The sequence below is a fragment of the Streptomyces sp. NBC_01275 genome (genome assembly GCF_026340655.1).
Lineage (GTDB): Bacteria > Actinomycetota > Actinomycetes > Streptomycetales > Streptomycetaceae > Streptomyces.
In genome coordinates this window covers 7,205,443-7,223,008 of record NZ_JAPEOZ010000001.1, presented here as the reverse complement: position 1 = coordinate 7,223,008, position 17,566 = coordinate 7,205,443, and the positions used below count along the sequence as shown (strand labels likewise).

General features: G+C 72.0%; 14 protein-coding genes and 1 riboswitch. Of the genes, 5 read left to right on the top strand and 9 right to left on the bottom strand.

Annotation, left to right across the window (positions count from 1 at the left end; genetic code table 11):
- Positions 1-5 precede the first annotated feature (5 nt).
- The 4 genes from OG562_RS32055 to OG562_RS32040 all read right to left on the bottom strand — a co-directional run bounded on the left by OG562_RS32055 (position 6) and on the right by OG562_RS32040 (position 5,524).
- Entirely contained in the window at positions 6-653 is a 648-nt protein-coding gene (locus OG562_RS32055) for a thymidine kinase (RefSeq protein ID WP_266404170.1), read from the bottom strand.
- A 46-nt stretch (positions 654-699) separates the two neighbouring features.
- The gene (locus OG562_RS32050; RefSeq protein ID WP_266404168.1) at positions 700-1,896 is read right to left on the bottom strand and encodes an alkaline phosphatase family protein; all 1,197 of its coding nucleotides are present in this window, start codon (positions 1,894-1,896) and stop codon (positions 700-702) included.
- Positions 1,896-2,483: a DUF5998 family protein gene (locus OG562_RS32045; RefSeq protein WP_266404165.1), complete on the bottom strand. Its 588-nt coding sequence runs from the start codon at positions 2,481-2,483 to the stop codon at positions 1,896-1,898. Before OG562_RS32045 ends, OG562_RS32050 begins: the two co-directional genes overlap by 1 nt.
- A gap of 137 nt (positions 2,484-2,620) precedes the next feature.
- Positions 2,621-5,524 carry a bifunctional GNAT family N-acetyltransferase/acetate--CoA ligase family protein gene (locus tag OG562_RS32040; RefSeq protein WP_266404163.1) on the bottom strand — a complete coding sequence of 968 codons (2,904 nt, stop codon included), beginning with the start codon at positions 5,522-5,524 and terminating at the stop codon, positions 2,621-2,623.
- A 177-nt stretch (positions 5,525-5,701) separates the two neighbouring features.
- On the opposite strand from OG562_RS32040, the gene OG562_RS32035 reads away from it, so the two are divergent.
- On the top strand, positions 5,702-5,983 hold the full coding sequence (locus OG562_RS32035; RefSeq protein ID WP_266404160.1) for an HPr family phosphocarrier protein: 282 nt from the start codon (positions 5,702-5,704) through the stop codon (positions 5,981-5,983).
- A gap of 160 nt (positions 5,984-6,143) precedes the next feature.
- Here OG562_RS32035 and OG562_RS32030 read toward each other — a convergent pair whose 3' ends face one another.
- The 4 genes from OG562_RS32030 to OG562_RS32015 form a co-directional block, all read right to left on the bottom strand.
- Positions 6,144-6,839, bottom strand: a complete 696-nt coding sequence (locus tag OG562_RS32030; RefSeq protein WP_266404158.1) for a GntR family transcriptional regulator — start codon at positions 6,837-6,839, stop codon at positions 6,144-6,146.
- 186 nt (positions 6,840-7,025) lie between these two features.
- The gene (locus OG562_RS32025) at positions 7,026-7,766 is read right to left on the bottom strand and encodes a M23 family metallopeptidase (RefSeq protein WP_266404155.1); all 741 of its coding nucleotides are present in this window, start codon (positions 7,764-7,766) and stop codon (positions 7,026-7,028) included.
- A gap of 14 nt (positions 7,767-7,780) precedes the next feature.
- Positions 7,781-7,979, bottom strand: a riboswitch (cyclic di-AMP (ydaO/yuaA leader).
- A gap of 201 nt (positions 7,980-8,180) precedes the next feature.
- A complete protein-coding gene (locus OG562_RS32020) occupies positions 8,181-9,569 on the bottom strand; it encodes a pitrilysin family protein (RefSeq protein ID WP_266404153.1) in 1,389 nt (462 codons plus the stop codon).
- Positions 9,566-10,909 (bottom strand): pitrilysin family protein, encoded by a 1,344-nt coding sequence (locus OG562_RS32015; protein WP_266409634.1) that lies wholly within the window; start codon positions 10,907-10,909, stop codon positions 9,566-9,568. The genes OG562_RS32020 and OG562_RS32015 overlap by 4 nt, the downstream gene beginning before the upstream one ends.
- A 277-nt stretch (positions 10,910-11,186) precedes the next feature.
- Here OG562_RS32015 and OG562_RS32010 point away from each other — a divergent pair, with 277 nt between their 5' ends.
- A complete protein-coding gene (locus tag OG562_RS32010; protein ID WP_266404152.1) occupies positions 11,187-13,661 on the top strand; it encodes a DNA topoisomerase (ATP-hydrolyzing) subunit A in 2,475 nt (824 codons plus the stop codon).
- Here OG562_RS32010 and OG562_RS32005 read toward each other — a convergent pair.
- The gene (locus OG562_RS32005) at positions 13,658-14,779 is read right to left on the bottom strand and encodes a GTP-binding protein (RefSeq protein ID WP_266404151.1); all 1,122 of its coding nucleotides are present in this window, start codon (positions 14,777-14,779) and stop codon (positions 13,658-13,660) included. The genes OG562_RS32010 and OG562_RS32005 overlap by 4 nt on opposite strands.
- 322 nt (positions 14,780-15,101) lie before the next feature.
- Between OG562_RS32005 and OG562_RS32000 the strand changes: the two genes are divergently transcribed.
- The 3 genes from OG562_RS32000 to OG562_RS31990 all read left to right on the top strand — a co-directional run bounded on the left by OG562_RS32000 (position 15,102) and on the right by OG562_RS31990 (position 17,565).
- The gene (locus OG562_RS32000; protein ID WP_266404148.1) at positions 15,102-15,659 is read left to right on the top strand and encodes a DUF6082 family protein; all 558 of its coding nucleotides are present in this window, start codon (positions 15,102-15,104) and stop codon (positions 15,657-15,659) included.
- A 266-nt stretch (positions 15,660-15,925) separates the two neighbouring features.
- Positions 15,926-16,165: a hypothetical protein gene (locus tag OG562_RS31995; RefSeq protein ID WP_266404145.1), complete on the top strand. Its 240-nt coding sequence runs from the start codon at positions 15,926-15,928 to the stop codon at positions 16,163-16,165.
- A 119-nt stretch (positions 16,166-16,284) separates the two neighbouring features.
- Positions 16,285-17,565 carry a citrate synthase gene (locus tag OG562_RS31990; RefSeq protein WP_266404144.1) on the top strand — a complete coding sequence of 427 codons (1,281 nt, stop codon included), beginning with the start codon at positions 16,285-16,287 and terminating at the stop codon, positions 17,563-17,565.
- Position 17,566 lies beyond the last annotated feature (1 nt).

The following is a 17,566-nucleotide window of genomic DNA, read 5'->3' as shown; positions in this document are numbered from 1 at the left end:
GCGCTCTAGAGCTGGTGCACCGGCAGCACGTCCGGGGACAGGGCCGCCGCCCGGGCCGACGCCGACGTCATACGGCGGCGGTGATGGCGGCGGCACAGGACCTCGTAGCCGACGGTGTCCGCCTGGTCGACATCGCCTACGACGACCTGCGCGCCCTCGACGACCATGACGCCGCCCACCGTGCGGGCGTTGTGCGTGGCGCGGGCGCCGCACCAGCACAGGGCCTCGACCTGGAGGACCTCGACGCGGTCGGCGAGTTCGACGAGGCGCTGGGAGCCGGGGAACAGCTTGGAGCGGAAGTCGGTGGTGATGCCGAAGGCGTAGACGTCGATGCCGAGGTCGTCGACCACGCGCGCGAGCTGGTCGATCTGCTCCTCGGCCAGGAACTGTGCCTCGTCCGCGATCACGTAGTCCGCGCGGCCGCCCTGCGAGAGGTGGTCGACGAGGGACGCGTACAGGTCCTGTCCGTCCTCGACCTCGACCGCGTCGGTGACCAGGCCGAGTCGTGAGGAGAGCTTGCCCTCGCCGGCACGGTCGTCACGGGTGAAGATCATGCCCTGGAGGCCGCGCGCGGACCGGTTGTGCTCGATCTGCAGCGCCAGCGTCGACTTCCCGCAGTCCATGGTTCCGGAGAAGAACACCAGCTCGGGCATGGGGAGTTGAGCACCTTTCGGCAAAGAGGGAAGAGAGCGATGCGCTTCAGGAGCGTACTTCGAGCAGGGGGACCAGTTGCTCGGCAGGGGTCATGGAGCCGTGGTTGCCGACCATCGCGGACTCCTTGGGCTCCCGCTCGGAGGCGATGATCAGGACGTCGTCCCGGGCGGCCGCGATCACGTCGCCGAGGCGGGCGTACACCCGCTCGTCGATCCCGTCGGGGCGGCCGAACCAGCCGGCCGCGATCGCCTCGTCCCGCGAGGCCACCCAGAACTGCTCGCCGATCACCTCGCGCCAGCAGGTCAGAACATCGTTCTCGGCGCCCGGCAGCGCGTAGACGTGCCGGGCGCGGCCCTCGCCGCCCAGCAGGGCCACCCCGGCGCGCAGTTCCCAGTCCGCGTCGAAGTCGATGCGGTGCTCGTCGTCGAAGGGCACGTCGACCATGCCGTGGTCGGCGGTGACGTAGAGCGCGCTGCGCGGGGGGAGCTGCTCGGCGAGGCGCTGGACGAGCCGGTCGACGTACATGAGCTGGCCGCGCCAGGTGTCGGAGGCGACGCCGTAGCGGTGCCCGGCGCCGTCCAGCTCGGCGTAGTACGTGTACACCAGGGAGCGGTCGCCGGCGGCGAGCTGCTCGGCGGCGAGGTCCATGCGCTCCTCGCCGGTCAGCCGTCCGTGGAACGTGCCGCCGCTGAGGGCCACCTTGGTCAGCGGGGTGCTCTGGAAGGCGGGCGAGGACACCTGGGCCGTGTGCACGCCCGCCGCGTGGGCGAGCTGGAAGACGGTGGGGTAGGGCTGCCAGGCGTGCGGGTCCGTCCAGGGCTGCCAGCGGAGCTGGTTCATCAGCGCGCCGGTGGCGGGGTTGCGCACGGTGTAGCCGGGCAGGCCGTGGGCGCCCGGCGGGAGGCCGGTGCCGACGGAGGCGAGGGAGGTCGCGGTGGTCGCCGGGTAGCCGGCGGTGAGCGGGCGTCCGGTGCCGCCGCGCGAGCTGCCGAGGAGGGCGTGCAGATAGGGCGCCTCGTCGGCGTGGTCCTTGATCTGCTCCCAGCCGAGGCCGTCGATCAGGAAGACGCAGTTGCGGTCGGCCGGGGTCAGCTCCTCGATCGCCGCGGTCATGCCGGGCACGCCCATACCGGCGGCCAGCGTGGGCAGCAGGTCGGCGAGGGAGCCGGAGCCGTACGCGGGGACGGGGGCGGAGGCGACCGCGAGGGGTTCGGGGTGGTCCCAGGGGGCGGGCAGAGCCATCAGCGGGTGACGTCCGCGGTCGCCTCGGAGAGCGACTGCGCGAAGGCGAGCGCTTGGCGCACCGTCTCCGGGCCGTCGCCCGCCTCGCTGACGCGCAGGCTGAGGTCGTCGGCCGTCGAGTTGCCCGTGTAGCCGTGGTCGGCGTCGCAGTTGGGGTCGCCGCAGGCGGCCGGCTCCAGGTCGATGCGGGAGACGGCGCCCCACCCGATGGTCAGCACGACCTCGCGCGGCAGGGTGCCCGGCGTGTACGACTCCGGGTTGGCGACCACCCGGCTCAGCACGACCGACGAGATCCGGCCGAGCTTCACGGACTCCGTGGACGTCGTGGCGTACGGCGTCGGGGACGTGGTGTCGGCGGCCTGCTCGTCGGTGTGGCTGACGATGAAGCGGTTGCCGGTGAGGACCAGCACGGTCACATGCCGACGCACCTCGTTCTGGTCGAACGTGGTCTCCTGGTGGACCAGGAACGACCGGATCGGCTCGCCGCCCACGGCGGCCTCCACCGCCTCGGCCACGAGGGCCGGGTAGTAGCCGCTGCGCTCGATCGCCGAGCGCAGCCCCTGGGTCGTCGTACTGGTCTTGGCCATGTCCTCCATCCTACGGGGACCCACTGACTGCGAGGCACCGCTCAGGACGCCTTCAGTACGCGGGTTCGGTGCGCGGTTCGGTACGCCGATCAGTACGCCGTTCGGTCCTCGGCTCAGCGCGCGGTCCGGTCCTCGGCTCAGTACGCGGGCAGTGTGCGGGGACCGAGGTCGTCGCGAGCGGGCGGGGGCGCGAGGCGGACCGAGGCGCCGAGGACGCTCAGGCCGTGCGGGGCGACGACGACCGGCTCCAGGGTGACCGCCACGACCTCGGGGTGGTCGTCGACCAGCCGGGAGACCCGCAGCAGCAGCTCCTCCAGGGCGGGGGTGTCGACGGGGGTCGAGCCCCGCCAGCCGAAGAGGAGCGGGGCCGTCCGGATCGAGCGGATCAGTGCGGTCGCGTCGCGGTCGGTGACCGGAACCAGTCGGTGGGCCATGTCCCCGAGCAGCTGGGAGGCCGCCCCGGCGAGCCCGAAGGACAGCACGGCTCCGGCGGCCGGATCGATGACCGAGCGGACGACTGTGTCGACCCCGCGCGGGGCCATCGCCTGGACGACCGGACGCAGCTGCTCCGGCGCCCCGAACAGCCCGGTCAACTCGGCGTACGCCCGCCGCAGTTGTTCCTCGTCCGCGAGATCCAGACGTACGCCGCCCAGGTCGGCGCGGTGGCGCAGGTGCGGGGCGGTGGCCTTGAGGGCGACGGGGTAGCCGAGGGCGTGGGCGGCGCGGGCGGCCTCGTCGGGGGTGGGCGCGGGGATCGCACGGCGGGGGTGGACGCCGTAGCGGCCGAGCAGCTCGCAGGTCTCCTCCGTGCCGAGGGTGAGGCCCTGCCCGCGCGCGAGGAGCCTCTCGATCAGGGCGGCGGCGCCCTTCTCGTCGATGTCCTCGTACTCGGGCACCTTGCCGGGGTCGGCGGCCTCGCGCCGCCACTGCGCGTACTTCACGGCTTCGGCGAGGGCGCGGACCGCGCGTTCGGCGGCGGGGTAGGCGGGGATGAGGTGCGTTCCCTCGGGGGCTTCGGCGGCGGTGGGCGGGCGGGTGTCGGTGGGCGGCTGTGCACCGGCGGGCGGCCGTGCGGCGGCGGGCGGCCGAGTATCGGCGGGCAGCCGTGTTCCGGTGTCCGGAGTTCCCGCGTCCGGTGTCGCGGCCCGCGCGCGGGGGGCCGTCTCCGCGGCGCGCGGTGCGGTGCTCGTCGCGGCCGACAGCGCCTCCGCCAGGCCGCCGAGTTCCACGTGCACGACCAGCACCGGCTTGGCGGGGGCCACGACCGCGGCCGAGCGCAGCGCCTGAGCCAGCTCCGCGTCCCCGGGCGAGGTCTCGCCGATCGCCGGGATCGCCGTGACGACCACCGCGTCGCACGTCTCGTCGGCCAGCGCCCGCGCGAGCGCCGCATGGAAGTCCTCCGCCGAGGCCCCCGTGGTCAGGTCCAGCGGCGGCAGCGGCCGCAGCCCCTCGGAGAGGCAGGCGTCGTACGTCAGCAGCCCCAGCGACTCGGAGTTGCCGAGGATGGCCACCCGCGGTCCCGTCGGCAGCGGCTGGCGGGCCAGCAGCAGGCCCGCGTCGACCAGTTCGGTGATCGTGTCCACGCGGATCACGCCGGCCTGCCGCAGCAGCGCGGACACCGTCGCGTGCGGCAGCCGCGTCGCCCGTACGGCGTGCCCCTGCGGGGCGGTGCCGGTGCCCTGGACGACGACCAGCGGCTTCGCCGCCGCCGTACGCCGGGCGAGGCGGGTGAACTTGCGCGGGTTGCCGATGGACTCCAGGTACATGAGGGCGACGTCGGTGTCGGGGTCGTCGTACCAGTACTGCAGGACGTCGTTGCCGGAGACGTCCGCGCGGTTGCCGGAGGAGACGAAGGTGGACACGCCGGTGACGCCGGTGACGCCTCCGCCGCGCCGGTGCAGCCGGGACAGCAGGGCGACGCCGATGGCGCCGGACTGGGCGAAGAGGCCGATCCGGCCGGGCCGCGGCATCTCCGGGGCCAGGGAGGCGTTCAGCCGCACCTGCGGGGAGGTGTTGATGACGCCGAAGGCGTTGGGGCCGATGATCCGCATCCCGTACGCGCGCGCGTGCCGCACGAGTTGGCGCTGGCGTTCGCGTCCGTCGGGGCCGCTCTCGGCGTAGCCGGCGGAGAGGACGACGAGTCCCTGTACGCCGTGCTCGCCGCACTCTGCGACGACCTCGGGCACGTGCTCGGCCGGGACGGCGACGACCGCGAGGTCGACATGCCCCTCTATGTCGCGCACCGAGCGGTGGGCGGGGACCCCGTCGAACTCCTTCAGGTCCTCGGGGAACGCCTTGTTCACGGCGTACAGGCGTCCGGCGAACCCGGCCTCCCTGAGATTGCCCAGGACGCTTCGGCCCACGCCGCCGGGGGTGCGGCCGGCGCCGACGACGGCGACGGAGCCGGGCGCGAGCAGCCGCCCTACGGAGTGCGCCTCGGCGCGCTGCTCCCGCGCGCGCTGCACGGCGAGGGAGCGCTCGGTGGGTTCGAGGTCGAACTCCAGGCGGACCACGCCGTCCTCGAAGTGGCGCTGCTGGGTGTATCCGGCGTCCGTGAACACCTTGATCATCTTGTTGTTGGCGGGGAGCACCTCGGCGGCGAACCGGCGGATGTCCCGCTCGCGCGCGACGGCCGCGATGTGCTCGAGGAGGGCGGAGGCGACACCGCGCCCCTGGTGGGCGTCCTGCACGAGAAAGGCGACCTCGGCCTCGTCGGCGGGCGCGGAGGCGGCCATGCCGTCGGCACCAATCCGGTCATAGCGTACGGTGGCGATGAACTCGCCGCCGACCGTGGCCGCGAGTCCCACCCTGTCCACAAAGTCGTGGTGCGTGAAGCGGTGGACGTCCTTTGCGGACAGGCGCGGGTAGGGCGCGAAGAAGCGGTAGTACTTCGACTCGTCCGAGACCTGCTCATAGAAGCTGACCAGGCGCTCGGCGTCATCGACGGTGATGGGGCGGATGCGTGCGGTGCCGCCGTCGCGCAGCACCACGTCGGCCTCCCAGTGGGCGGGGTACTCGTGCCGGTCCGACGCGCTCTGCATGGGGCCCAGAGTACGGCTCGCGTACGACAACGGCGCGAGGCAGTCTGTGGAGGACGGACGTCGGATCGAGGCCGCGATCCGACGACCACACCGGGACGGTTCACACGGACCCTCCCTCACACGCTTCACGTGTGGAACACTGGTCTAGACAACCTGAACACCGAAGGGCAGCATCACATGGCTGAGCGCCGCGTCAACGTCGGCTGGGCCGAGGGCCTTCACGCCCGCCCCGCTTCCATCTTCGTCCGGGCCGCCACGGCCGCAGGCATCCCGGTGACGATCGCCAAGGCCGACGGCAACCCCGTCAACGCGGCCTCCATGCTGGCCGTTCTCGGCCTGGGCGCCCAGGGCGGCGAGGAGATCGTCCTCGCCTCCGAGGCCGAGGGCGCGGACGCGTCGCTCGACCGACTGGCGAAGCTGGTCGCCGAGGGTCTCGAGGAACTCCCCGAGACCGTCTGAGCGGGAAATCGACGGTTGCGGCGGCCTTGACCTCAAAGACATCGCGCCGCAACTCCGAAGGGCTCGTCCGAATTATCGGGCGGGCCCTTTGCATTTCCCTTCAACGGGCAGCATAAATAGCGCCCCGCGAATTATCTTCTCTTTGTATACGGCCCTCGTGTTAATGACGCAGGCCCGTCATGTTTACGGGATGTTGCGAAGTCCTCACACGGTCCTGGCGGTCGGCTCCGGCGGAAAAGCGCAGCCGGTGCGCGGCCGTCGCGCGCTCGGTGTGCAGCGCCGTGATCGCCCGCGCACGCTCCCCGTCGCCGCGCGCCACCGCGTCCACGATCGCGCCGTGCTCCGCCCAGGACTCCACGGGGTTGGCCGGCGCCTCGATCGCGTACATCCAGGCGATCTTGTGGCGCAGCTGGGTCAGCGTCGACGTCAGGGCGTGGCTGCCGGAGGCCTGGGCGAGCGTCTCGTGGAACCAGCTGCCCAGCGAGCGCAGATCCTCGCTGTTGCCCCTCCGGGCGCGTTCCTGGCCCAGCCGGACGAGCCCGCGCAGCACCTTGAGATGGGCCTCGGTGCGGCGCTGGGCGGCCCGGGAGGCGCCGAGCGGCTCCAGCAGCATGCGCATCTCCAGCAGGTCGGCGGCCTCCTGCTCGGTCGGCTCGGCGACGCACGCGCCCGCGTGCCGCCGCGTCACGACGAAGCCCTCCGCCTCCAGCGTGCGCAGCGCCTCTCTGACCGGAACGCGGGAAACGCCGTAGCGGCGGGCGAGGAGTTCCTCGGTGAGGCGGCTGCCGCGCTCGTAGACACCCGCGACGATGTCGTCCCGGATGGCCGTGCACACCGAGTGCGCCGGAATACGCATGACGGACCTCCGCCTTAATCCCCGTGAAACGTCGACGATTGACGTGTTCAGTGACTCTATTGCAATGAGCGGGAATTTCCGATGGCGGGCCGGAATCCAGGGATATTTTTTGGACAGCAGGGCCTCGGAAACGACGAAAGCCCCGGCCACGGGGGCCGGGGCTCGACGATCTGTCGCCGAACGTCGTCAGAGGTTCACGCCGTGCGTGCGGAGGTAGGCGACGGGGTCGATGTCCGAGCCGTACTCCGCCGTCGTGCGGGCCTCGAAGTGCAGATGCGGGCCGGTGACGTTGCCGGTCGCGCCGGACAGGCCGATCTGCTGGCCGGGGGTGACCTGCTGGCCCACCGAGACGCCGATGGACGACAGATGGCCGTACTGGGTGTACGTGCCGTCGTTCATCTTGACGACCACCTGATTGCCGTACGACCCTCCCCAGCCGGCCTCGACGACGGTGCCCAGGCCGACCGCGTGCACCGAAGTGCCGCTCGCGGCGTGGAAGTCGATGCCGGTGTGGCTGCCGGAGGACCACAGCGAACTGCTGGCGTGGTAGCCGGTGGAGACGTAGGAGCCGGTGATCGGCAGCACGAAGGCGTTGAGCCGCTTGCGCTCGGCCTCACGGGCCGCACGCACGCGTGCCTCGCGCTCCTCCACGGCCTTCTTGGCGGCCGCCTCGCGCGCGGCCTCCTCGTAGGCGGCCTTCATCTGCACGGCGACCTGGTCGTCGATCTGCTCGGCGACGGCTTCGCCGGCGGTGACGACGGGGATCAGCCCGGTCTGCTCGGGGGTGGGCTCGGCCGCGAGGGCCGGGGAGGCGACGGTGGCGACGACGCCGGTGGTGGTGAGCGCCGCGACGCCCGCCGCGCGGGCGGTGGTGCGCTTCATCCGGCTGGGCCGACGGTGCTTCCCGGGGGCGCAGGTGAACGCCATGAAGTCGGGGGTGTCCTTTCCTTCCCTCTCGCCTACCGGGTTAGCTGACGGGTTCGGAGCAGGAAGGTCTCCTACGGGCGCCCTCGCGACCTGCGCGGGCGTCCGATTCACCCCAGGGACTTCTGGGCCCCTCCAGCCGCGAACGCGGCGACAGGAGGGAGGGTCCCCGGCTCCCCTGGCTCGCGCCATGCGGGGACTCGGCGATGACTGTCCGCTGCCGCGGATGCGGCGCACTGCCTGACGAACAGCCCGGACGAAGCTAAGCGGGGCGGCTCCCCATCCCCAAGCCGATGACGGGTTTTGTAGCGCATCCCACAGGGCAGACGGGCAACCTCCGCCCCAATTCGGACATCTGAGGGCCCTGGTGACGCTTCCGTCGACCAGGGCCCCACACGCGCGTGCCGCCGCTTCGGCCTACTCCGCGGCGACGACCTTCACTTCGCCGAGACCGAGCGCCTCGACCGGCTCCTTGATCTGCGCGGCGTCGCCGACGAGGACGGTCACCAGACGGTCCACGGGGAAGGCGCTCACGGCCGCCGCGGTGGCCTCCACCGTGCCGGTCGCGGCGAGTTGCCGGTACAGCGTCGCCTGGAAGTCGTCGGGCAGGTACTGCTCGACCTGGTCGGCCAGCGTGCCGGCGACGGCTGCGGCGGTCTCGTACTTCAGCGGCGCCACACCGACCAGGTTCTGCACGGCCACGTCGCGTTCGGCGTCGGTCAGTCCCTCGGCGGCGAGGGTGCGCAGCACCTTCCAGAGGTCGTCCAGGGCGGGACCGGTGTTCGGGGTGTCGACGGAGCCGCTGATGGCGAGCATCGCGGCGCCCGTGCCGTCCGGCGCGGACCGCAGGACCTGCCCGAACGCCCGCACGCCGTAGGTGTAGCCCTTCTCCTCGCGCAGGACGCGGTCCAGGCGGGAGGTGAGGGTGCCGCCGAGGCAGTACGTGCCGAGGACCTGGGCGGGCCACACGCGGTCGTGCCGGTCGGCGCCGATCCGGCCGATCAGCACCTGCGTCTGGACGGCGCCGGGGCGGTCCACGATGACGACCCGTCCGGTGTCGTCGGCGGTCACCGGCGGCACCGGCCGCGGCTGGGCCGAGGAGCCCGTCCAGGCGCCCAGCGTGTCGCCGAGGAGCGCCTCCAGCTCGATGCCGGTGAGGTCGCCGACGACCACGGCGGTGGCCGTGGACGGGCGAACGTGCCTCTCGTAGAAGGCGCGTACGGCCGCGGCGTCGATCTTCTCGACGGTCTCCGCGGTGCCCTGGCGGGGGCGCGACATGCGCGCGGTGGCCGGGAACAGCTCCTTGGAGAGCTCCTTGGCGGCGCGCCGGGAGGGGTTGGCCAGCTCGTGCGGGATCTCGTCCAGGCGGTTGCGGACGAGGCGCTCGATCTCGCTGTCGGCGAACGCGGGCGCCCTGAGGGCGTCGGCGAGCAGGCCGAGCGCCTTGGCCAGGCGCGAGGCCGGGACTTCGAGGCTGAGGCGGACGCCGGGGTGGTCGGCGTGCATGTCGAGGGTGGCGCCGCAGCGCTCCAGCTCGGCGGCGAACTCCTCGGCGGAGTGCTTGTCGGTGCCCTCGGAGAAGGCCCGCGCCATGATCGTGGCGACGCCGTCGAGGCCGGCCGGCTCGGCGTCCAAGGGCGCGTCGAGGAGGACCTCGACGGCGACGACCTGCTGGCCGGGGCGGTGGCAGTGCAGGACCGTCAGGCCGTTGTCCAGCGCGGCGCGCTCGGGCGCCGGGAACGCCCACGGCCTGGCCTCGCCCGCCTGGGGCTGGGGGTGGAAGTCCATCGTGGCGAGCTCGGTCACTGCGCCGCCTCCTCGTTCTCGTCCTGGTCGGCGGGGGCTTCGGCGGCGGTCGGCTCGTAGACGAGCACCGCGCGGTTGTCGGGGCGCAGTCGGGCCTTGGCGACCTCCCGCACCTCCTCGGGCGTGATGTCCAGGACCCGCTGGACGGCGGTCAGGGCGAGCTGCGGGTCGCCGAACAGGACGGCGAACCGGCACAGTTCGTCCGCGCGGCCGGCGACCGTGCCGAGCCGGTCCAGCCACTCGCGCTCCAACTGGGCCTGGGCGCGCTCCATCTCCTCGGCCGTGGGGCCCTCCTCGGCGAACCGGGCGAGCTCCTCGTCGATGGCGGCCTCGATCACGGGCACCTCGACGTCGCCGGAGGTCTTCACGTCCAGCCAGCCCAGGGAGGGCGCGCCGGCCAGCCGCAGCAGGCCGAACCCGGCCGCGACGGCCGTACGGTCGCGGCGCACGAGCCGGTTGTACAGGCGGGAGGACTCGCCGCCGCCGAGGACGGTGAGCGCCAGGTCGGCCGCGTCCGACGCGCGCGTGCCGTCCTGCGGCAGGCGGTAGGCGGCCATCAGGGCGCGGGCCGGGACCTCCTCCTCGACGACCTCGCGCAGCTGCTCGCCGATGACGTCGGGCAGCGAGCCGTCCCGGGGCTCGGGCTTGCCGTCGTGGCCGGGGATGGAGCCGAAGTACTTCTCGATCCAGGCGAGCGTCTGCGCGGAGTCGATGTCGCCGACGACCGACAGGACCGCGTTGTTGGGCGCGTAGTACGTGCGGAAGAACGCGCGCGCGTCCTCCAGGGTCGCCGCGTCCAGGTCGGTCATGGAGCCGATCGGCGTGTGGTGGTAGGGGTGGCCGTCCGGGTAGGCGAGGGCGGTCAGCTTCTCGAACGCCGTGCCGTAGGGGACGTTGTCGTAGCGCTGGCGGCGCTCGTTCTTCACGACGTCGCGCTGGTTCTCCATGGACTCGTCGTCCAGGGCCGCCAGCAGAGAGCCCATGCGGTCGGCCTCCAGCCAGAGGGCGAGCTCCAACTGGTGAGCGGGCATGGTCTCGAAGTAGTTGGTGCGCTCGAAGCTGGTGGTGCCGTTGAGGGAGCCGCCGGCGCCCTGGACCAGCTCGAAGTGACCGTTGCCCTTGACCTGGCCGGAGCCCTGGAACATCAGGTGCTCGAAGAGGTGAGCCAGGCCGGTGCGGCCCTTGACTTCGTGGCGCGAGCCGACGTCGTACCAGAGGCACACCGCCGCTACGGGGGTCAGGCGGTCCTCCGAGAGCACCACGCGCAGGCCGTTGGCCAGGCGGTGCTCGGTCGCTGTCAGGCCCCCGGAGCCTGCCTGGGCTGTGGCCGTGTGACCCATGGGCATGTACGTCCCTTCCGATCGCGGACGCGGTCGTGGAAACCGCGTTTTTCCTGCCGGTCCTGCCACTGTATGCAAGCGTGCGGACGGTCGGCGAAGTTCCCGGACGGCGTACGCCGAGAGCGAGATCGCGTAGCCTGCGGGCAGCCGTGAAGGAGATGCCTCCCGGCGCAGGGCCGGACGGCCGACGCCGGGTCCTCGCCCGCACTGTCAGTGCCACGGTCCACAATGGTCCGCGTCAGATCCCGTCACACGCCCCAGCAAGGAGCCGGCAGCGATGGCCCGCCGCAGCACGAAGACCCCGCCGCCCGACGAGTCGTACGAGGAGCGGATCCTCGACATCGACGTCGTCGACGAGATGCAGGGCTCCTTCCTCGAGTACGCGTACTCGGTCATCTACTCCCGCGCCCTGCCGGACGCCCGCGACGGCCTCAAGCCGGTGCACCGCCGCATCGTCTACCAGATGAACGAGATGGGCCTGCGCCCCGACCGCGGGTACGTCAAGTGCGCCCGCGTCGTCGGCGAGGTCATGGGCAAGCTGCACCCGCACGGCGACGCCTCGATCTACGACGCCCTGGTGCGCATGGCCCAGCCGTTCTCCATGCGCGTGCCGCTGGTCGACGGCCACGGCAACTTCGGCTCCCTGGGCAACGACGACCCGCCGGCCGCGATGCGGTACACGGAGTGCCGTCAGGCCGAGGCGACAAGCCTGATGACGGAGTCGATCGACGAAGACACGGTCGACTTCGCGCCGAACTACGACGGCCAGGAGCAGGAGCCGGTGGCGCTGCCCGCCGCCTTCCCGAACCTCCTGGTCAACGGCTCGTCGGGCATCGCGGTCGGCATGGCCACGAACATGCCGCCGCACAACCTGGGCGAGGTCATCGCCGCCGCCCGCCATCTGATCCGCTTCCCGGCCGCCGATCTGGACGCCCTGATGCGGCACGTCCCGGGCCCCGACCTGCCCACCGGCGGCCGGATCGTCGGCCTCTCGGGCATCCGGGACGCCTACGAGACGGGCCGCGGCACCTTCAAGATCCGCGCCACGGTGTCGGTGGAGACGGTGACGGCCCGCCGCAAGGGCCTGGTCGTCACCGAGCTGCCCTTCACGGTCGGCCCCGAGAAGGTCATCGCCAAGATCAAGGACCTGGTCGGCTCGAAGAAGATCCAGGGCATCGCCGACGTCAAGGACCTCACCGACCGCGCGCACGGCCTGCGCCTGGTCATCGAGATCAAGAACGGCTTCGTGCCGGAGGCGGTCCTGGAGCAGCTGTACAAGCTGACGCCGATGGAGGAGTCCTTCGGCATCAACAACGTGGCGCTGGTGGACGGCCAGCCGCTCACGCTGGGCCTCAAGGAGCTCCTGGAGGTCTACCTCGACCACCGTTTCACGGTGGTGCGCCGCCGCAGCGAGTTCCGCCGGACCAAGCGCCGCGACCGGCTGCATCTGGTGGAGGGCCTGCTGACGGCGCTCGTCGACATCGACGAGGTCATCCGGCTGATCCGCTCCAGCGACAACAGCGCGCAGGCCAAGCAGCGTCTGATGGAGCGCTTCTCGCTGTCGGACATCCAGACCCAGTACATCCTGGACACCCCGCTGCGCCGGCTGACCAGGTTCGACCGCATCGAGCTGGAGGCCGAGCAGGAGCGGCTCAACGCGGAGATCGCCGAGCTGACCCGGATCCTGGACTCCGACGCCGAGCTGCGCAAGATGGTCTCGGCCGAACTGGCCGCGGTGGCCAAGAAGTTCGGCACCGAGCGGCGTACGGTCCTGCTGGAGTCGTCGGGCGTCACGACCTCCGCGGTGCCGCTCCAGGTCGCGGACGACCCGTGCCGCGTCCTGCTGTCCTCCACGGGACTGCTGGCCCGTACGGCGAACGGCGAGCCCTCCACGGAGAGCGCCGAGGACACCGAGGAGGAGGCCGGCCCGCGCACCAGGCACGACGTGATCGTCTCGGCCGTGCCGGCCACCGCGCGCGGCGAGATCGGCGCGGTCGTCTCGTCCGGCCGACTGCTGCGGATCAACGTGGTCGACCTGCCGCAGCTGCCGGACACGGCGTCGGCGCCGAACCTCTCGGGCGGCGCCCCGCTGACGGAGTTCGTCTCCCTGGAGGGCGACGAGACGGTGATCTGTCTGATCACGCTCGACGAGTCGTCCCCGGGCCTTGCGCTCGGCACGGAACAGGGCGTCGTCAAGCGGGTCGTGCCCGACTACCCGACCAACAAGGACGAGTTGGAGGTCATCACCCTCAAGGAGGGCGACCGCATCGTCGGCGCGGTCGAACTGCGCACCGGCGAGGAGGACCTGGTCTTCATCACGGACGACGCCCAGCTGCTGCGCTATCAGGCCGCGCAGGTGCGCCCGCAGGGCCGTCCGGCGGGCGGCATGGCCGGCATCAAGCTCGTCGAGGGCGCGAAGGTGATCTCGTTCACGGCGGTGGACCCGGCGGCGGACGCGGTGGTCTTCACGGTCGCGGGCTCACGCGGCACCCTGGACGACTCCGTCCAGACGACCGCCAAGCTGACCCCGTTCGACCAGTATCCGCGCAAGGGCCGGGCCACAGGCGGGGTGCGCTGCCAGCGGTTCCTGAAGGGCGAGGACTGCCTGTCCCTGGCCTGGGCGGGGCCCGTCCCGGCGAAGGCCGCGCAGAAGAACGGCACCCCGGTCGAGCTTCCGGAGATCGACCCGCGCCGTGACGGTTCGGGCGTGTCGCTGGCGAAGACGGTGTCGGTGGTGGCCGGCCCGATCTAACCCTCCGGGAAGGCCTCTTCCTCGGGTTCCGGTAGATACTCCTCGGGATCCTGTACGCGTTCCTCGGACCCGTGTACGTACTCCTCGGGATCCTGTACGTAGCGCAGGACGCCCCACATGGCGCGCTCGTCGGCATGTGGGGCGTCGTCGCGCCGGCATGCGTCGAGTTCCTTGCCCAGGGCCGCGGTGTCGATGCCGGAGCCGATGAGGACGAGCTGGGTGAGGCGGGGCTCGGCGGGCGGCCAGGGTTCCGGGTAGAAGCGCAGGAAGCGGCCGACGGCGTGCACGACGTACCGGTTGGCGGGGTCGTGGGCGCCGAAGCCGACGTACCCCTTGATCCGGTACAGCCCCTCGGGCCGGCTGTCGAGGAACTCCATCGACCGGCGCGGGTCGAGGGCGGTCTCGGAGACGAAGGACAGGCTGTCGTAGCCGGTGTGCAGGTGCTCGGCGTGGGGATCGTCGTCGTGCTCGTGCAGGTCGTCGAAGGAGAGCTGCCCGATGCGCTCCCGGCTCGGCCGGCAGTCGAAGAGGAGTTCGGGGTCGATGCGGCCGTAGGCGGCCGGGACGACGGCGGCCCGGTCGGTCAGGGACCGGACGAGCCCGAGGACGCGGTCGGCGTCGGGCGCCCGGTCGAGCTTGTTGACCACGACGAGGTCGGCGAGCGCGAGGTGCCGGTCGATCTCGGGGTGCTTCGCGCGGGTCTCCTCGAACTCGGCGGCGTCGACGACCTCGACGAGCCCGCCGTACACGATCCCCGGGTGCTCGCTGGCCAGCACCATCCGCACGAGCTCCTGGGGTTCGGCCAGGCCGCTGGCCTCGATGACGACGACGTCGAGGCCGGCGGAGGGACGGGCCAGCCGCTCGAGGTAGACGTCGAGCTCACTGGCGTCGACGGCGCAGCACAGGCAGCCGTTGCCGAGGGAGACGGTGGAGTCGCCGAGCGCGCCCGCCACGGCGAGGGCGTCGATCTCGATGGCGCCGAAGTCGTTGACGATCGCGCCGATCCGGCTGCCTCCGCTGCGGTGCAGGAGATGGTTGAGCAGGGTCGTCTTCCCGGAGCCGAGGAACCCGGCGAGAACGACGACCGGGATCTGCCGCGGACTGGGGCTCTGCGTCACGTGCGACCTCTCTGGCGCCTCCGCGTGCACCGGCTCACGGCCGGGCGCGCGTCCGGGGATGGAATGCCGACCCAGGATACGAGCCGTGGGAATCACCCCGGAGTGAACGCTTGTCAACCGCCCGCGCGGGGCAGACGTTGGGCAAGGCGCCCTGGCGTGCGACCCTCGCTTCCCTCCGTGCGCCTCCCCTCCGCCTCCCCCGCCGATCAGAGCCGCTCGGCACTCTGGGAGACGGCACGCGCCGCCCGCCGCTCGCCGGTCCCCGTCAGCCCGCCCGCACCCCGACGACCGGCGCACGGCCGCCCGATCGGGGGTTTTTGACATGGCCACACAGAAATCCGGGGTCCGCGGACTCGGCGCGGTCGCCGCGGCGGCCGCCGGCATGGCCGCGGGCGCTCTCGTCACCATGGCGGCCCAGCGCCATGCGCTGGAGGCACTGCGCGTACGGCTGGAACACCTGGAACGCACCGCCCACTCCCAGCAGCACACCAACCTGGCCAACCAGCAGCGCCTGCACTGGGAACTGCTGAGCAAGGCCATCGACGACCCCGAACTGGCGGAGGTGCTGGATCTCTTCGAGGCGCCCGTGTCCACCAAGCAGCGACGTCAGTACCTCTACGCCAACGCGCTCTACACGAACGCGCTCTTTTATTACCGGATCGGCAATATCTCCCGCGAAGAGTTCTTCGGTTACATCCGGGGCATTCTGCAGAATCCTGTCGTACGGGAGTACTGGTACGCGACCAGACACCAGCGGGCCACCATTGCCGACGGCTCGGACGAGGCGGAACTCGGCCGCATGGTGGACGAACTCCTGACACAACTCGAGGAGTCCGACACGGACGAATGGTGGGTGGTCGGCGAACCTCCGAGCACCTGACTTACCCCGGTCCTCGGCGCACTCCGGCAGCCGAGGGCTCGCACTTCCGGCCTCGCGACCCCGTCGGCGAATTCACACCCACGGCCCATAACGAACAGGTGAAGTACGCGGTTAAGCGGGACGTCAGGGAGTTGACTCACGCTTGATCGCGTAGGGGACCCCACCAGACCGCCGCCTACGCCGCCGGATGACGAGCGCACCCCACAGGGACCGCCTTGCGCCGCGCAGTCGTCGTGCGCAAGCCATCGGACCCAAGGGAAGCAACAGTGAGTCAGATCATCCGTCGGATCGGTGCATCTCCGCACGCTCGGGGAAGTGTGAGCGGAGCGAATTGCCCCGATATTTTCGAGCTTGCCGACGGGAATTTCGCCGTTATCGGTACGGATGCCACGGATTCACTGGACCCCGGCCTTCCGTCCGACGCCTCCCGCGCCGACTACGAACGCATCGTCGTCATCTCCCGCGAGACCCTCATTCGCGCGAAGGCCGATATTCCGGACGCCTGAGACCGGCCCGGGACAAACGCCCGGGCTCTTTTCGAGAAAGGCCCCGGACCGCCGAGCGCGACGCCGGGGCCTTCTTCTGTCACGTCGACGGGCGCCGCGCTGCCACTACGGTGACCCCCATGCGCGATCAAGACCCCGGCCCCGGCCGCCCCGACCGACGGCTGAGCACCAAGGAGGCCGCCGAACTGCTCGGTGTGAAACCCGAGACCGTGTACGCGTACGTCAGCCGCGGCCGGCTCAGCAGCCGGCGGGTGTCCGGCGGCCGGGGCAGCACCTTCGACGCCGAGGAGGTCGGGGCGCTCGCCCGGCGCAACAGGCGGGAGAGCGCCGGGAGTCCAGGATCGGGCGCCGACCTGTCCGTACGCACCCGCCTCACGTTCATCGACACGGACCGGTACTACTTCCGGGGCGTCGACGCGACCGAGTTGGCCGCCCGGCACTCCTACGAAGAGGTCGCCGAGTGGCTGTGGACCGGCCGGATGCACCCCGGAGCCGCCTTCACCGCGCCGGAGCCCTCGGTCGAGGCCGCCCGCCACGCGGTCGCCGCGCTGCCCGAGCACACCGGCCCCGTCGACCGGTTGCGGGTCGCCGCCATCGCCGCCTCGGTCGCGGACCCCCTGCGCTACGACCTGTCCGAGGAGGCCGTGCTCGGCACCGCGCGCATCCTGATCCCCACCCTAGTCGCCGCCCTCCCGCCGAAGCCGCTCACCTACCAAGACGAGGACCGGGAACAGCACCCGGACGAGGGCTCCCTGGCCCGCCGCCTGTGGAGGCGGCTCAGCGGGCGGCCTGCCGAGCAGGCGCGGCTGCGCGTGCTGGACACGGCGCTGGGCCTGCTCGCCGACCACGACCTGGCCGCCTCGACGCTCGCGGTGCGCGTCGCCGCGTCGGCCCGGGCACACGCCTACGCGGCCGTCTCCGCCGGGCTCGGCGTCATCGAGGGACCGCTGCACGGCGCGGCGAGCGGCCTCGCCCACCGCCTGCTGCTCGAGGTGCTGGACCTCGGCACGGCCGCCCCCGTGATCGCGGAGGAGCTGCGCGCGGGCCGCCGGATCCCGGGCCTCGGCCACCGGCTCTACCCCGGCGAGGACCCACGCGCGCGTGCCCTCTTCGCCCTCCTGGAGGACATCCCCGACGCCGCGCCCGCGCTCGCCGCGGCCCGCGACATCGCGGCGACGACCGCCCGGCACGCCCCGCTGCACGCCAACGTGGACCTGGCGCTGGCGGTGTTCACCGCGTCCTGCGGGATGGAGGCCTCGGCGGGCGAGACGATCTTCGCCGTCGCCCGTACGGCGGGCTGGATCGCCCACACCCTGGAGGAGTACGGCGAGCGCCCGCTCCGTATGCGCCCCAGCGGCCACTACGTGGGCCCTCAGCCGCCCCGACCGCTGCCGACGTAGG

Bases quoted from the DNA above. Each gene is read 5' to 3' on its own strand.
- OG562_RS32055 (WP_266404170.1), bottom strand. From the start codon at position 653: ATGCCCGAGCTGGTGTTCTTCTCCGGAACCATGGACTGCGGGAAGTCG.
- OG562_RS32050 (WP_266404168.1), bottom strand. From the start codon at position 1,896: ATGGCTCTGCCCGCCCCCTGGGACCACCCCGAACCCCTCGCGGTCGCC.
- OG562_RS32045 (WP_266404165.1), bottom strand. From the start codon at position 2,483: ATGGCCAAGACCAGTACGACGACCCAGGGGCTGCGCTCGGCGATCGAG.
- OG562_RS32040 (WP_266404163.1), bottom strand. From the start codon at position 5,524: ATGCAGAGCGCGTCGGACCGGCACGAGTACCCCGCCCACTGGGAGGCC.
- OG562_RS32035 (WP_266404160.1), top strand. From the start codon at position 5,702: ATGGCTGAGCGCCGCGTCAACGTCGGCTGGGCCGAGGGCCTTCACGCC.
- OG562_RS32030 (WP_266404158.1), bottom strand. From the start codon at position 6,839: ATGCGTATTCCGGCGCACTCGGTGTGCACGGCCATCCGGGACGACATC.
- OG562_RS32025 (WP_266404155.1), bottom strand. From the start codon at position 7,766: ATGGCGTTCACCTGCGCCCCCGGGAAGCACCGTCGGCCCAGCCGGATG.
- OG562_RS32015 (WP_266409634.1), bottom strand. From the start codon at position 10,909: ATGGGTCACACGGCCACAGCCCAGGCAGGCTCCGGGGGCCTGACAGCG.
- OG562_RS32010 (WP_266404152.1), top strand. From the start codon at position 11,187: ATGGCCCGCCGCAGCACGAAGACCCCGCCGCCCGACGAGTCGTACGAG.
- OG562_RS32000 (WP_266404148.1), top strand. From the start codon at position 15,102: ATGGCCACACAGAAATCCGGGGTCCGCGGACTCGGCGCGGTCGCCGCG.
- OG562_RS31990 (WP_266404144.1), top strand. From the start codon at position 16,285: ATGCGCGATCAAGACCCCGGCCCCGGCCGCCCCGACCGACGGCTGAGC.